The following is a 12,977-nucleotide window of genomic DNA, read 5'->3' on the forward strand; positions in this document are numbered from 1 at the left end:
TGACGGTATCCGGCGCCGTCCAAAGGCACAAGAGTAGAGAGGTCTACTGACTTGGAAAATCGAGGCGATGCATCCGTCACCGCGATTTTATGCCAGCAGACTGGCGCAGCTTTGCGGGAGAGCAAGGAGATGGGTACCTTCTCAGGCAGTTCACCCTATTGTCCAGATGATGTCTAAGGGCCGAAAGTTGGAGACAGAGGGCCAAAGGACAGCTGCGTGCCCGCCTCTGGATCACTCACAGCCGCCACACTCCCCTATCCTACACTGTCGCCATGTCCATTGCCGTCCGTGTGCTGTTGTTCGCTCACCTGCGCCGTCAGGCAGAGCAGCCGGAATTTGATGTCCAACTGTCTGAAGGGGCCAGCGTACGTGACTTGGCCGCGCAGCTGAGTGAAAAAGGGCTGGACCTGACCGGCTGCATGGCTGCTGTAAACGAGACTTATGCCACCCCTGATACGGCACTGTCAGACGGAGACGAGGTGGCCTTCCTTCCGCCCGTCGCCGGGGGTAGTGGGGGCTCAGAAGGACTGATGCAGGCTCGGGTGACCGCTGAACCGCTCAGCCTGAGCGATGCGGAGAGGTTCGTGGTCCGGCCCCAGTTTGGCGCGCAGAGTTATTTCGTGGGCACGGTCCGTTCGCCCAATCGGGGGCAAACAGTCACCCTGATTGAGTACGAAGCCTACGCCAGCATGGCCGAAAAAGTGCTGCGGGACGCCGCCGCTCAGGCGCAGACGCGCTTTGCTGGCGAGGGTGAGGAACTGGCTGTGTATCTGGCCCACCGCACCGGACGGCTGCAACCCGCTGAGGCCAGCATCTTGATCGGCGTGGGCAGCCCGCATCGCCGCGCCGCACTGGAAGCCTGCGACTGGCTGATAGAACACGTCAAGGCTGTGATTCCAGTCTGGAAGCTGGAAGAACTGGAAGATGGTCAGCGCTGGGTAGAGGGTGTGCGCCCTGCGGAGGTGTTATGAGACGGAGACACGGTTTGGCGCGGTGCGTGGCGCTGCTGACAGTGGTTTGGTTGCCGGTGGCTGGAGCCATGTCCTCGGTGGTGCAGGGCACGGATCGGAACCCGCACCCTGCACTGGCCTGGTGTGACAGTCCTGCCGGGTTGTTGGCACTGACAGACGCTGAGGGTCAAACGCCAGCCCGGTTGCTGCGCTGGTCCAAGCAGGCAGGCCGCCTTGGCGCGGTACAGCTTCAGCCCATCACGCTGGGACAGGCGGAGGGTGCAGCGGGACATGTTTACCGTCCCTTCAGTTGGACTACGGCTGGTAGCCCACAGCAGGGTGTGGTGGCGCTCAGTAACATCGAAAATGCTGCTGACCCGGCTTACCGCATGTCGCGGGTCGGTTCCTTTACCCTGGCCGGCCAGCGCTATGAGTGCCGCTATGTTCCGCAGGCTGAGTTCATGGGCGTGACAGCCCGGCGTACCGTGATCATCTGGCACGCTGGCGAGCGGGTCACTTATGCCACGCGGAACCACGGTGGGCAGCCGGGAGTGTATGTGACCGGGGGGCGGGTGAGCCGTGAGGGTGAAGGCCGCAGCTATAGCTTTAGGGCAGCTGGCTACACCTACCGCGTGGAACTTGCAGAGTCTGGGCGTGCTGAGGTGCAGGTGTGGCAGGGAGAGCGGCAAGTGCAGTCCGAGCCGTTCCTGACCTATTCGCTGGCGGCTGATTTGCCTTCACGCTAAGGAGAGGTGCTGGGCCTGTTTCGCCCCCGCCGGCAGCGCTCTGAGCAGTACACCACTTCATCCCACTGCTGCGCCCAGCGCCGCCGCCAAGCAAAAGGGCGCCCGCACACTGGGCAGATTTTCTCGCGGCGCTGCGCAGGAAGCTGCGCGGCACGGCCATTGACGTGCTTTTTGGGCATGACACCAGCATAGTCAGGACCGCCCCGCTCCGCCCCAATCTCTCAGAGTCGCAGGGTGACGGGAGCAAGCAGCGCGCGGTGTCAGGACGCTCCTGCTCTACCCTGGGCTTGAGCCGCGGTCCATCTGGACAAGGAACGCCGCCCGTCCTCAGCGGTCCAGTTGCGGCCCTCCCGTCCGGCCTACTCGGTCAGGCGGTTCCGGCAGCCCGCCAAATCGGGGCATAATCGGAAAGCACAGCTTTTTTGCTCTTCTTTTTCTGGCTCACCGCAGGAGGTTGACCCTATGACCCAACCCGATCCGGTTCTGGCCCCCGGTCTTATTACCCGGCAGGTCGGTCCTGACAATCTGGAAACTCCATTTTCTGCCCTGAGCGGTGAACTCACTTCTCCGGGCGCTCATTATGTCCGCAGTCATTTTCCGGTGCCGGTCCTGGACGCCGAAACTTTTACCCTGAGTGTCGCCGGGCGGGTGGCTCATCCCTTGCAGCTGTCGCTGGGGGACCTGCAGGCTATGCCGGCCCAGACCCGCCGCATCACGATGGAATGTGCGGGCAACAACCGCGTTTATCTGCCCCAGAAAGCCAGGGGTGTGCAGTGGGAACTGGGCGGCGTCAGCACCGCCGACTGGACTGGCGTGTCCCTGGCGGCGGTGCTGGAACGCGCGGGTGTGCAGCCGGGTGCCCTGGAAGTCGTTTTGCAGGGTGCGGACCGGGGCGAAATGACCGATCCGCTGCCCAGCGGCGGCGAAATTCACTATGCCCGCAGCCTTCCGCTCACGCTGGACCTGGAAGACGTGCTGCTGGCCTACGAGATGAACGGCGCGGCGCTGCCCCCGCAGCACGGCTACCCACTGCGTGCCATCGTGCCCGGTTGGTACGGTATGGCCGCCGTGAAGTGGCTGAACCGCCTGGAAGTGATTGACCGGCCCTACGGCGGTTACTTTCAGACGGTGGATTACGCCCGCTGGGAAGGACGCGGCGACCTGCCCCCAGAACGTGTACCGCTCTCGGCCATGCACCTCAAGGCCCAGATCGCCCGCCCGGCTCCGCGTGAAGTGGTGTCACTGGGGCGGCCCTACCGCGTGACTGGGGCGGCCTGGTGTGGTCAGGGGACGCCACAGACCGTAGAAGTCAGCATAGATGGCGGCCAGACCTGGCAGCCGGGCCGCTGGACCACGCCTGCCCAGACCGCCGTCTGGCGGCTGTGGGAACTGGACTGGACGCCGGAGCAGGCTGGCCCACACGAGCTACTGGCCCGCGCTGTCAGCTCAGAAGGCGAGATGCAGCCCGCCCACCATGATCCGGGACGTGGCAGCTACGAAATTACCCATCCCATCGCCATCTCCATAGTTGTCAGCGGTGCCGATGCCGCGCAGGAGAATCCATGACCCAAGCACACACCGAACGTAAAATCCCCGACTCCGAACTGGCCAGCCTGGCCGCCGAGTTGCAACAGGCCGAAGACAGCGGCGTGCAGATCGCCCCCTTTTCCGAGCGCTTCCCCGGCATGGTCCTGGCCGATGCCTACGCGGTGCAGCGGGCCTGGGTAGACCGCAAGGTCGCTGACGGCGCAGTGATTCGCGGGCACAAGATCGGTCTGACTTCGCGGGCCATGCAGCTCAGCTCGCAGATTGACGAACCCGACTACGGCACGCTGACCGATGACATGTTCTTTGATCCCAACGGGGATATTCCGCTCTCACGCTTCGTGGCGCCCAAGATTGAAGTGGAGCTGGCGTTCCTGCTCAAAGACGATCTGGAAGGCGAGCACCTGACTGTCTTCGACGTGCTACGGGCCACCGAGTACGTGACCCCCGCCGCCGAAATTATTGACGCCCGCATTCAGCGCGTGTCCAAGGCCAGCGGCAAGCCCCGCCGCGTGACCGACACCATTTCCGACAACGCCGCCAACGCGGGCATTATCGTGGGCGGGCGGGCGCTGCGCCCCAACGACCTGGACATGCGCTGGGCCGCCGCGCTGTGTATTCGTAACGGCACTGTGGAGGAAACCGGCGTGGCCGCTGGAGTGCTGGGCCACCCCGCCAGCGGTATTGCCTGGCTGGCCCGCCGCCTGGCCCCACACGGCGAAAAGCTCCGCGCCGGAGAACTGGTGCTGGCAGGCTCGTTCACCCGCCCGGTGGACATCGCCAGCGGCGACACTTTCACCCTGGATTACGGCCCACTGGGCGTGTTCACCTGCCGCTTCACCGGCGAGGCACGCCTCAAGGACGCCTGAGATGCCGGAAGGCCGAATCGCCGCCGTGCTGATCCATGTCGCCGATCAGGAAGCGGGACTGGACTGGTACAGCCAGGCCTTTCCTCAGGCCCAGCGGCGTGTGGTGGAAGGCTTCACACTGCTGGATGTGGGGGGCATCAGCCTGGAGATTGTCCCTGCCGACGCCAAAGTAAGCAGTGGCGCAGCGGGCACCGTGGTGTACTGGCACACGGACAATTTCGCGGCTGAGCTGAACCGCCTGCAAGCACTGGGCGCCGTCCTTTACCGGGGACCGATGGCGATTGAAGAAGGGCAGCAAATGGCTCAAGTCAAAGACCCCTGGGGCAACCTGCTGGGCCTGCGCGGCTGAGCGGCCTCAAGTGACCCACAACCAAGGAGAGATGCATGACTTTTGACAATTCCTTCAAGCAGGCTCTACAAAGTGGACAGACGCAATATGGTTACTGGCTGGCCCTGGCCCACCCTTACGCCGCTGAAGCCTGTGCTGGCGCAGGTTACGACTGGCTGCTGATTGACGGCGAACATGCGCCCAACACCGTGCCGGACATCCTGGCGCAGCTGCAAGCCGTGGCTCCCTACGCAGGCGAGGCCATCGTGCGGCCCGTGAACAGTGACACGGCACTCATCAAGCAACTGCTGGATATCGGTGCGCGCACGCTGCTGGTCCCCATGATTGACACTGCCGAGCAGGCTGCTGGCGTCGTTGCGGCCACCCGTTATCCGCCTGCCGGGGTGCGCGGGGTGGCGTCCGCACTGGTGCGGGCCTCGCGCTGGGGCACCCGCGCCGATTACCTGACTCGGGCCGAGGAGGAAATCTGCGTGCTGGTGCAGGTGGAGACGGTCACGGGCCTGGAGAACCTGGACGCCATTGCGGCGACTGAGGGTGTAGACGGCGTGTTTATCGGCCCCGCCGACCTGAGTGCCAGCATGGGCTTGATTGGGCAGCCAGGACATCCTGACGTGCAGGCCGCGATTCGGGAGGCTGCCGAGCGCATTCGCGCCGCAGGCAAGGCAGCGGGCATCCTGGCCGTCAATGAAGACGATGCCCGGCGTTATCTGAGCTGGGGGTACACCTTCGTGGCGGTCGGGGTGGATGTGCTGGACCTGACCCTTGGGGCCAAGGCGGCCCGCCAGCGCCTGGGCTGATTTGCTAATCTCAGTCCAGTTCATCCCCACAGGGACAGAGGGAAGTCCGGTGTAGGCTGCCTGTATGGCGGCCCAGTCCGGCACGGTCGCGCCACGGTTATCAGTCCGGTCGCTCACCTGTGAGAGAGAAAGGGTCGGTGATCCCGCGCCAGGGTCACGGGCCGTCTCCAAGCCAGCGCTGCGGCTTTTTCTTCTCACTTGCCTGCTGTTCCGGAAAGCGAAGTGCCATGACAAGTGAGCCCCCCGCCGAAAGCCGACTGACCCGCATCACCCAGGTGGTGTTTCCCGGAACCACCAATCACCACGGCACGCTGTTTGGCGGCGAGGTGCTGAGCATGATGGACAGCGCCGCCTTTATCGCCGCTACCCGTCACTGCCGCATGAAAGTCGTTACGCGGCTGATGGAAACCACCGAATTTGCCCAGCCGATTCCAGCGGGAAGCATCGTGGAGCTGACGGCCTGGGTGACCGGCGTGGGCCGCACCTCCATGCGCGTCCGGGTAGAGGTGGTGACCGAGGACATGTACTCTCCGGCCCGCTCGGTGGCCTGTAGCGGCGAATTCGTGCTGGTGGCGCTGGGCAGTGACGGTCAGCCGTCTCCTGTTCCCAGTCTGTCTACTGCAACACTTGCGGACGGTGATGCGGGGTTTTGAACCGGGTTCAACCTGTCTCAACTCTTCCGTCAGGTGCCCACATCTCAGGGCCTGAGGCCCGCCGCATACTGATGAGATGAGACCTGCTTCCGGGCCTGGATCTGCTCCCCTGCATGCCGCCTTCTCTGGCTGGACCGCCGCATGAGCGGTTACCTGTTGGCCGTCGGCACCGCCGTGCCGGAGCACGTCTACCTGCAGCCGATGGTGCGCGACATGATCAAAGAGCAGCCCTCGCTGGGCCGGTTGGGCCGCCGCCTGGTGCCTTCGGCCTTCAATGCTTCGGGCATTGACCAGCGCCACAGTGTGATCGGGGATTACCAGCCCGGCTCAGGCGGGGGCCTCTTTTTTGATGAGGCCACCGGGCAGATGCTCTCGCCCAGCACTGGAGTCCGTAACGAAGTCTATGTCCGCGAGGCCACGCCGCTCTTTGTGGAGGCGGGGCGCCGAGCGCTGGACGCCAGCGGGCTGCAACCGGAAGACGTTACGCATGTCATTACGGTGTCATGTACCGGATTCTTTGCACCAGGGCCGGACTACATGGTGGTGCGTCAGTTGGGGCTGCGACCTACGACTGGGCGCTATCACGTGGGCTTTATGGGGTGCTACGCGGCATTTCCGGCCCTCAAGATGGCCCAGGCCTTTTGCGGGGCCGACCCGCAGGCCAAGGTGCTGGTCATCTGCACCGAGCTGTGTTCTCTCCACGTGAATCCCAGTGACGATCCTGACTCCATCATTGCCAGCACGGTCTTCGCCGACGGCGCGGCAGCGGCAGTGGTCAGCGCCCGGCCGCCCCGAAGCGGACAGACGGCCCTGCGCCTGGACGCCTTCGAAACGGCCCTGACTCCGCCCGGCGACGGTGAAAAGGACATGGCCTGGAACATCGGCGATCAGGGCTACGAGATGGTCCTGAGCAGCTATGTGCCCGACATCATCGAAAACCACCTGCACGGGGCGCTGGGGCCGCTGCTGCTGAACCTGGCCGAGGAGCTGAATCTGATCGGGGCCGAGGTGGACCACTGGGCGGTGCACCCCGGGGGCCGCGCCATTCTGGACAAGGTGCAGGGGAGCCTGGGCCTGAGCGACGTGCAGATGGCTCCTTCGCGTGAGGTGCTGCGCGAGTACGGCAACATGAGCAGCGCCACGGTGCTGTTCATCATCGCAGAGTTGTTACAGCAGGTGCAATCAGGCGAACGAGTCTGCGCGATGGCGTTTGGTCCCGGGCTGACGGTGGAGTCCGGCCTGATGACCGCAGTGCGGGGCGAATAGATGTCCTGGCTGCCAGATTTTTCCCGGCGTGAGGTGGCACAGGCTGAGTTGATGGATGACCCACACTGTGACCTTGACGCCCTGCAGCGCACTTACCAACAGTTTGGGGCCGTCAATGCGCTGGTAGCAGGCTGGCCGCTGGTGTACCGCCGCTTCATCCGTCCCTACCTGCGCCGTGAGCGGGCCAATACCCTGCTGGACATCGGCTGTGGCGGAGGGGATGTCGCGCGGGGGCTGATTCGTCTGGCAGCCCTTGATGGTTACACGCTGCGGGTCTTGGGCATTGACGCCGATCCCCGCGCGATCGCTTATGCCCAGGCACAGCCCCCTTATTCGGGCCTGCACTTCCGCTGCGCCATGAGTGGTGAGCTGGTGCAGGAGGGACAGCGCTTTGATTTTGTGGTGTCCAACCACCTGCTGCATCATCTGACCGCCCCAGAACTGCAAAGCTTGCTGGATGACTGCGCGGCGCTGGCGGCCCGCACCGTTCACGCCGACATCGAGCGCTCGGCGCTGGCCTGGGTGGGGTTTGGGGTACTGATGACCCCGCTGTTCCGGGACTCTTTCATCGTGCCGGACGGCCTGCTTTCCATTTGCCGCAGCTACCGTCTGAATGAACTGCGCCGTGCCGTACCGCCTGACTGGGAGGTACGCAGGCCCTTTCCTTTTCGGCTGCTGCTGACCCACACCCGGCGAGAGAAGCTGTGCTAGACGTGATCGTGGTGGGAGGCGGTCCAGTGGGAACCTATCTGGGCGGGCTGCTGGCTCAGGCTGGGCTGAACTTCGCCGTGCTGGACCGGCGTGGGTGGCCTGCCGAGCATTCCCGCGCCATCGGTATTCATCCACGGGCGCTGCGTGGCTTTGACCGCCTGGGCCTCACCTCACAGCTGCTGGCAGCGGGCGTCACCATTCGGCGCGGGCTGCTGCTGGGCGGGGGCGGGCAGGTGCTGGGCGAACTGGGTTTTGAAACGGCGGATGAGCAGCATCCCTATGTCCTTTCGTTGCCGCAGGTGGAAACCGAACGTTTGCTGGCAGCGCGGCTGGAGGCGCTGGCCCCCGGCAGGTTACGCCGGTCAGTCCGGGTGCAGGCCGTGCAGCCGGCGGGCGATCACGTCAGGGTCATGCTGGAACGGGACGGCCTGACCGAAACCTGGCCCGCCCGCTACGTCGTGGCGGCAGATGGCTGGCGCTCAGGCGTGCGTAGGGCGGCGGGCATCTCTTTTCCCGGCAGCGTTTACCCAGACAAGTACCTGATGGGCGACTTTCCCGACACCACGCCGTTTGGCACCCAAGCCATGATCTCGCTGACGGCGGCGGGCGTCACCGAGTGCTTCCCGCTGCCCAGCGGTCAGCGGCGCTGGGTGGTCCATACCGGGACGCAGCTGCTGGACGCTGCAGGACCGGACGCGCTGACCCACATCATTCAGGAGCGCACGGGCCTGCCGGTCCCAGCCGGTGAGTGCCGGATGTTCAGCGCCTTTGAGGTGCGCCGCCATCTGGCTGGGCGGATGTGGCAGGGTCGCCTGTGCCTCATTGGAGACGCCGCTCATGTGGTCAGCCCGATCGGGGGTCAGGGGATGAACCTGGGCTGGCTGGACGCTGACGCTCTGGCCCCCCTACTGATCCGCGCCGTGCAGCAAGGGGGTGTGCCACAGATACAGTGGCAAGGCTGGGAGCGACAGCGCCGCCGCTCGGCGTGGATCGCTGCCCGGCAGGCCGAGGCGAATATGGCGGCTGGGCGCCCCGCCAGTACGGCGACTCAACACGTGCGTGAGGCCCTACTGACCCAGTTGCTGCGTCCTCCGGCAGCGGGACTGCTGGCCGACGCTTTCACCATGCGCTGGCTTTAACCTTTATCCCTCTTCTCCGCATAAAGGCCTATTGCTTCCTTGAACATCTTGCTTGCCACCCAACCGATTGCCGGCCACGTTTGGCCGATGGCGGCCCTTGCCTGTGAACTTGCGGCGCGGGGCCATACCCTCCGCTGGTACACCGGGCATAGGTACGCCGCTCAAGTGCAGCAGGCGGGGGCCTTTTTCGGGCCATTTATCCATGCCCGCGAGGACGACGCCGCCGATTTTAAAATGTCTCCCGGCCGGGAAGGGCAGGCTCCGGGCCTGAAGCGGCTCCTGTTTGAGGTCCGCGAGGTTTTTGTTGGGCAGATAGAAGGCCAGGTTCATGATCTGCGCGGTTTGCGGCACATCGCTTCGCAGCGCCGGAGCATCTATGAGCTTGCCCGGATGTCGCGGCCCGAAGTAAGACCGGTACGGCGGAGCGAAATCGCTCCCCCCAGACCACAAGATGTCAGCCCGGGCAGTCGCCACTGGCAGCAGCTGTCACAGCCTTGGAGGCCAGAATGACCCACATCATCCTTCGGCACGCCCTGCCCGTCTGTGCCTTACTGTGTTGGCCAGCAGCCCAGGCCGCCGGCTCCGTTCAGATCGGCCCGCTGACCGTGCAGGCGGGCAGCCTGCCACCTCCGCCACTGGCCGAGCTGCGCGGAGGCGCTGGTGCCGATACCTGCTCCCGGCCAGCGGCCCGGTTAGACGCGGTGCTGTACGACCGCCTGCTGGGTCACGGAGCCGAGCTGAGTTGCGGCAACCTCTTTCTAGATCTGCTGGAACTGCCGGGCGACGCCGAGCGCCTGAGGCCCTGGGGCGGTTACGAGGCGCTGGCCCGTGAGATTCGCGGTGCCCGGCACGAGGTGCTGCTGGCCAACATGCTCTGGGACGGTGGTCCCGCCTGGCCAGGTCGCCCAGTGACGCAGGCCATCGCCGAGTTGCGTACCGATGTGCTGGCCCACCCGGAGCGCTACCCGGATGGGATGACCGTGCGTATTCTGCTGGGGCATACCGTGCGTCCGCTGGACGCGCCGCTGGACCCCCGGCTGAGCCTGGACTATCTGACCCAGGACCTGTTGGCCGCAGGCTTGCCGCTGACTGGTGAGGCTGAAGGGGGGTGGCGCCTGGAAATTGCCGACTACACTTTTGCGGTGCCGCACAGCCATTCCAAGTTTCTGGTGACGGACCGTGAGCGGCTGCTGGCGGGGGGCTTCAGTGTCAGTTCGCTGCACCTCCCACCCACCACCCCGGGAGGGCAAGGGTCGCATGACCTGGGTTTGCATGTGCAGGGGCCAGTGGCTCGACAGGCGGTGGCGGCGTTTGAAGACCTCTGGAGTCTCAGCCAGGCCCGGACTTGCCCGGCGGGACTGGAGGCTGGTCCGGTCCCTGGCGCCCAGCAACTGCGGCGCCTCTGTCAGATGGCCCCGAATACTCCGACCCCGCCGCTGGTCTGGGTGGGGCCGCCTACTCCGGCGGGCACCGCGCAGGTTTATCCCCTCTACCGCCGCAGCGGCTATGAGCAGGCCGACGATGCGCTGGCGGCGCTGCTGGGGGCCAGTACGTCGTCTCTGGATCTGATGCAGGCGCAGGTAAGTGGTGATCCCTGGTGTGACCTAGCGCTCGGCCATACCGTGACCTGCCAGCAGCGTGGCCCCGGTCTGCCAGTCTGGCAGGCCATTGCTGGGGCCGTCCGTGAGCGCGGTGTGCGGGTGCGGCTGCTGCTGGATCAGGGTCAGCCCATGCAAACGCAGGGCTGGGCCTTGTTGCGCCGTTTGCGCGATGATCTGGCCCGCACCGGCCATCTGGACCAATTAGAAGTGCGGTGGGCTCCCCACCGTCTGCATACCAAAGCCATCTTGATAGACCGGCAGATGACGGTGGTCGGCAGTACCAATCTGCACTTTTCGTCGTTTGGGCCACGCGGCCTGACCGAATACGCACTGGCGACCAGTGACCCAGCAGCGCTGGCGGCAGTGCAGGCCAACTTTGACACGGAGTGGGCCCAGGGCGTGACCCTGCCCGATCCCTGGTGGCTGTCGGAGTAAAGTGCAGCAGGGGTCAGGTAGGGCCACGCTCCCTCCGCAGGCATGGAGCGACATTGGCGCCCTATTTCTGCGCCGCTAGATCTGAAACGCTGCCTGAGCTGAAGCAAGCAGGGCGAATTCAACTCAGAACAGGCCCTGAATCTCCCCGTTCTCGTCAATGTCAATGTTCTTGGCGGCGGGCGTTTTGCCCAGGCCAGGCATGGTCCGCATATCGCCGCAGATGGCGTACACATATCCGGCGCCCACGGCGGCGCGGACTTCGCGCACCGGCAGGGTCCAGCCGGTCGGTGCGCCCTTGAGGCTGGGGTCACTCGAAATGCTCAGGTGGGTCTTGGCGATCACCACGGGCAGATTTCCGTAGCCCAGTTCCTCGAAGCGCTTGAGGTCCTTTTTCGCCTGGGCACTCAGCTCGATGCCGTCAGCGCCGTACACGCCCCGCGCCACTTTTTCGATCTTGGTGATCAGCGGCTCGTTCATCTCGTAGGTGGGGGTAAAGGTGCTGTCTTCGCCGCAGGCGTCCACGACAGCCTGAGCCAGTTCTTTGGCCCCTGCGCCGCCCCGCACCACATGGTAGGACTTGGCGACGCGCACACCCGCCTCCTGCGCGATCTTTTCGATCACGGCGTGTTCGCTGTCGAAGTCGGTGTGGAAGACGTTGATGGCCACCACCGGGGTCACCCCGAAGCTCTTGACGATTTCGATGTGTTTACGCAGGTTATCGGCTCCGGCCAGCACGTCGTCCGGGTTTTCTTTGAGCATATCGGCAGGCAGGGGCCTACCCGGCACGATCCGGTAGCGGCCCGAGTGGGTCTTGAGCGCCCGCACCGTCACCACCAGCACGGCGGCGCTGGGGGTCAGGCCCGACACCCGGCACTTCACGTTGAAGAAGCGCTCAGCGCCCATGTCGGCCCCGAAGCCCGCCTCAGTAATCACGTAATCGCTCACGCGGCTGCCCACCAGATCGGCCAGCACGCTGGAGTTGCCGGTGGCGATGTTGCCAAACGGCCCGGCATGAATCAGCGCGGGGGTGTGTTCCAGGGTCTGCATCAGGTTGGGCTGAATGGCGTCCTTGAGGATGGCCGTCATCGCACCTGCTGCGCCGATCTGCTTGGCGGTCACGGGGTTGCCGCTGTACGTAAAGCCCACCACGATGCGGCCCAGGCGCTCACGCAGGTTACGCAGACCCGAACACAGGCTGACGATCACCATGATCTCCGACGCGGCGGTGATGTCGAATCCGGTCTGACGCGGCACACCGTCTTCCTTCGGTCCCAGGCCCACCATCACGCTCCGCAGCGCCCGGTCGTTCATATCGATCACGCGCCGCCAGGAGATGTTCTGGGGGTCCAGATTCAGCTCGTTGCCGTGAAAGAGGTGTGCATCAATCATGGCTGCCAGCAGGTTGTGCGCCGCCGTAATCGCATGAAAGTCGCCGGTCAGGTGCAGGTTCAGCGTCTCCATCGGGACAATCTGGCTGTAGCCGCCGCCCGCCGCGCCGCCCTTGACCCCGAAGGTCGGCCCCATGCTGGGTTGACGCAGGGTCAGCATGGCATTCTCGCCAATCGCGGCCATGCCCTGGGCCAAGCCCACCGAGGTGGTGGTTTTGCCCTCGCCCAGGGGGGTGGGCGTAACCGCCGTGACCACGATCATCTTGGCCTGTGGGCGGTCTTTGAGCTTGTCCAACACGTCCAGGTCAACCTTGGCGACGTGGCGGCCATAGGGAATCAAGTCCTCTTCGGGAATCCCGGCTTCCTGAGCCACCTTGGCCATGGGCCACAGGTCAGCCTGACGGGCGATCTCGAGGTCACTCGGCAACGGTTTCTGGGTTGTCATAGGTCTTCATTGTGACCCAAATTTCAGGGCAAGTGTCCAGTTCGGCTGAACTGAAAGAGACGGAGGAAGAGGCACGGTACGAC

At 64.8% G+C, this 12,977-nt stretch carries 14 protein-coding genes; 12 read left to right on the forward strand and 2 right to left on the reverse strand.

Annotated elements, in window-relative coordinates; all coding sequences use genetic code 11:
- The first annotated feature begins 278 nt into the window (after positions 1-278).
- Together moaD and LMT64_RS10870 are read left to right on the forward strand one after the other, a co-directional pair.
- Entirely contained in the window at positions 279-971 is a 693-nt protein-coding gene (moaD, locus tag LMT64_RS10865; protein WP_126352407.1) for a molybdopterin converting factor subunit 1, read from the forward strand.
- Entirely contained in the window at positions 968-1,696 is a 729-nt protein-coding gene (locus tag LMT64_RS10870) for a hypothetical protein (RefSeq protein WP_126352369.1), read from the forward strand. The genes moaD and LMT64_RS10870 overlap by 4 nt, the downstream gene beginning before the upstream one ends.
- Here LMT64_RS10870 and LMT64_RS10875 read toward each other — a convergent pair.
- Entirely contained in the window at positions 1,693-1,875 is a 183-nt protein-coding gene (locus tag LMT64_RS10875; RefSeq protein WP_126352370.1) for a DUF2256 domain-containing protein, read from the reverse strand. The genes LMT64_RS10870 and LMT64_RS10875 overlap by 4 nt on opposite strands.
- Positions 1,876-2,158: 283 nt before the next feature.
- On the opposite strand from LMT64_RS10875, the gene LMT64_RS10880 reads away from it, so the two are divergent.
- The 10 genes from LMT64_RS10880 to LMT64_RS10925 all read left to right on the forward strand — a co-directional run bounded on the left by LMT64_RS10880 (position 2,159) and on the right by LMT64_RS10925 (position 11,061).
- Positions 2,159-3,262, forward strand: coding sequence for a sulfite oxidase (locus tag LMT64_RS10880; protein WP_126352371.1), 1,104 nt, complete (start codon positions 2,159-2,161; stop codon positions 3,260-3,262).
- The gene (hpaH, locus tag LMT64_RS10885) at positions 3,259-4,110 is read left to right on the forward strand and encodes a 2-oxo-hept-4-ene-1,7-dioate hydratase (protein WP_126352372.1); all 852 of its coding nucleotides are present in this window, start codon (positions 3,259-3,261) and stop codon (positions 4,108-4,110) included. The genes LMT64_RS10880 and hpaH overlap by 4 nt, the downstream gene beginning before the upstream one ends.
- Position 4,111: 1 nt before the next feature.
- Positions 4,112-4,459 (forward strand): VOC family protein, encoded by a 348-nt coding sequence (locus tag LMT64_RS10890; RefSeq protein WP_126352373.1) that lies wholly within the window; start codon positions 4,112-4,114, stop codon positions 4,457-4,459.
- Between the two features lie 35 nt (positions 4,460-4,494).
- Complete coding sequence (hpaI, locus tag LMT64_RS10895) at positions 4,495-5,256, forward strand: 4-hydroxy-2-oxoheptanedioate aldolase (protein ID WP_126352374.1); 762 nt, start codon at positions 4,495-4,497, stop codon at positions 5,254-5,256.
- A 227-nt stretch (positions 5,257-5,483) separates the two neighbouring features.
- On the forward strand, positions 5,484-5,909 hold the full coding sequence (locus tag LMT64_RS10900) for an acyl-CoA thioesterase (RefSeq protein ID WP_126352375.1): 426 nt from the start codon (positions 5,484-5,486) through the stop codon (positions 5,907-5,909).
- A 141-nt stretch (positions 5,910-6,050) separates the two neighbouring features.
- Entirely contained in the window at positions 6,051-7,175 is a 1,125-nt protein-coding gene (locus LMT64_RS10905) for a type III polyketide synthase (RefSeq protein ID WP_126352376.1), read from the forward strand.
- Positions 7,176-7,886, forward strand: coding sequence for a class I SAM-dependent methyltransferase (locus LMT64_RS10910; RefSeq protein ID WP_126352377.1), 711 nt, complete (start codon positions 7,176-7,178; stop codon positions 7,884-7,886).
- Positions 7,880-9,025: an FAD-dependent oxidoreductase gene (locus LMT64_RS10915; RefSeq protein ID WP_126352378.1), complete on the forward strand. Its 1,146-nt coding sequence runs from the start codon at positions 7,880-7,882 to the stop codon at positions 9,023-9,025. The genes LMT64_RS10910 and LMT64_RS10915 overlap by 7 nt, the downstream gene beginning before the upstream one ends.
- 39 nt (positions 9,026-9,064) lie before the next feature.
- On the forward strand, positions 9,065-9,535 hold the full coding sequence (locus tag LMT64_RS10920) for a glycosyltransferase (RefSeq protein ID WP_126352379.1): 471 nt from the start codon (positions 9,065-9,067) through the stop codon (positions 9,533-9,535).
- Complete coding sequence (locus LMT64_RS10925) at positions 9,532-11,061, forward strand: phospholipase D-like domain-containing protein (protein ID WP_229253484.1); 1,530 nt, start codon at positions 9,532-9,534, stop codon at positions 11,059-11,061. The genes LMT64_RS10920 and LMT64_RS10925 overlap by 4 nt, the downstream gene beginning before the upstream one ends.
- A gap of 123 nt (positions 11,062-11,184) precedes the next feature.
- Here LMT64_RS10925 and LMT64_RS10930 read toward each other — a convergent pair whose 3' ends face one another.
- Positions 11,185-12,894 (reverse strand): formate--tetrahydrofolate ligase, encoded by a 1,710-nt coding sequence (locus LMT64_RS10930; protein WP_126352381.1) that lies wholly within the window; start codon positions 12,892-12,894, stop codon positions 11,185-11,187.
- Between the last annotated feature and the right edge of the window lie 83 nt (positions 12,895-12,977).

The sequence above is a fragment of the Deinococcus radiophilus genome, assembly GCF_020889625.1.
GTDB classification, from domain to species: Bacteria; Deinococcota; Deinococci; order Deinococcales; family Deinococcaceae; genus Deinococcus; species Deinococcus radiophilus.

Coding starts and splice junctions, on each gene's coding strand:
- LMT64_RS10870 (WP_126352369.1), top strand. CDS start 968: ATGAGACGGAGACACGGTTTGGCGCGGTGCGTGGCGCTGCTGACAGTG.
- LMT64_RS10875 (WP_126352370.1), bottom strand. CDS start 1,875: ATGCCCAAAAAGCACGTCAATGGCCGTGCCGCGCAGCTTCCTGCGCAG.
- LMT64_RS10880 (WP_126352371.1), top strand. CDS start 2,159: ATGACCCAACCCGATCCGGTTCTGGCCCCCGGTCTTATTACCCGGCAG.
- hpaH (WP_126352372.1), top strand. CDS start 3,259: ATGACCCAAGCACACACCGAACGTAAAATCCCCGACTCCGAACTGGCC.
- LMT64_RS10890 (WP_126352373.1), top strand. CDS start 4,112: ATGCCGGAAGGCCGAATCGCCGCCGTGCTGATCCATGTCGCCGATCAG.
- hpaI (WP_126352374.1), top strand. CDS start 4,495: ATGACTTTTGACAATTCCTTCAAGCAGGCTCTACAAAGTGGACAGACG.
- LMT64_RS10900 (WP_126352375.1), top strand. CDS start 5,484: ATGACAAGTGAGCCCCCCGCCGAAAGCCGACTGACCCGCATCACCCAG.
- LMT64_RS10905 (WP_126352376.1), top strand. CDS start 6,051: ATGAGCGGTTACCTGTTGGCCGTCGGCACCGCCGTGCCGGAGCACGTC.
- LMT64_RS10910 (WP_126352377.1), top strand. CDS start 7,176: ATGTCCTGGCTGCCAGATTTTTCCCGGCGTGAGGTGGCACAGGCTGAG.
- LMT64_RS10925 (WP_229253484.1), top strand. CDS start 9,532: ATGACCCACATCATCCTTCGGCACGCCCTGCCCGTCTGTGCCTTACTG.
- LMT64_RS10930 (WP_126352381.1), bottom strand. CDS start 12,894: ATGACAACCCAGAAACCGTTGCCGAGTGACCTCGAGATCGCCCGTCAG.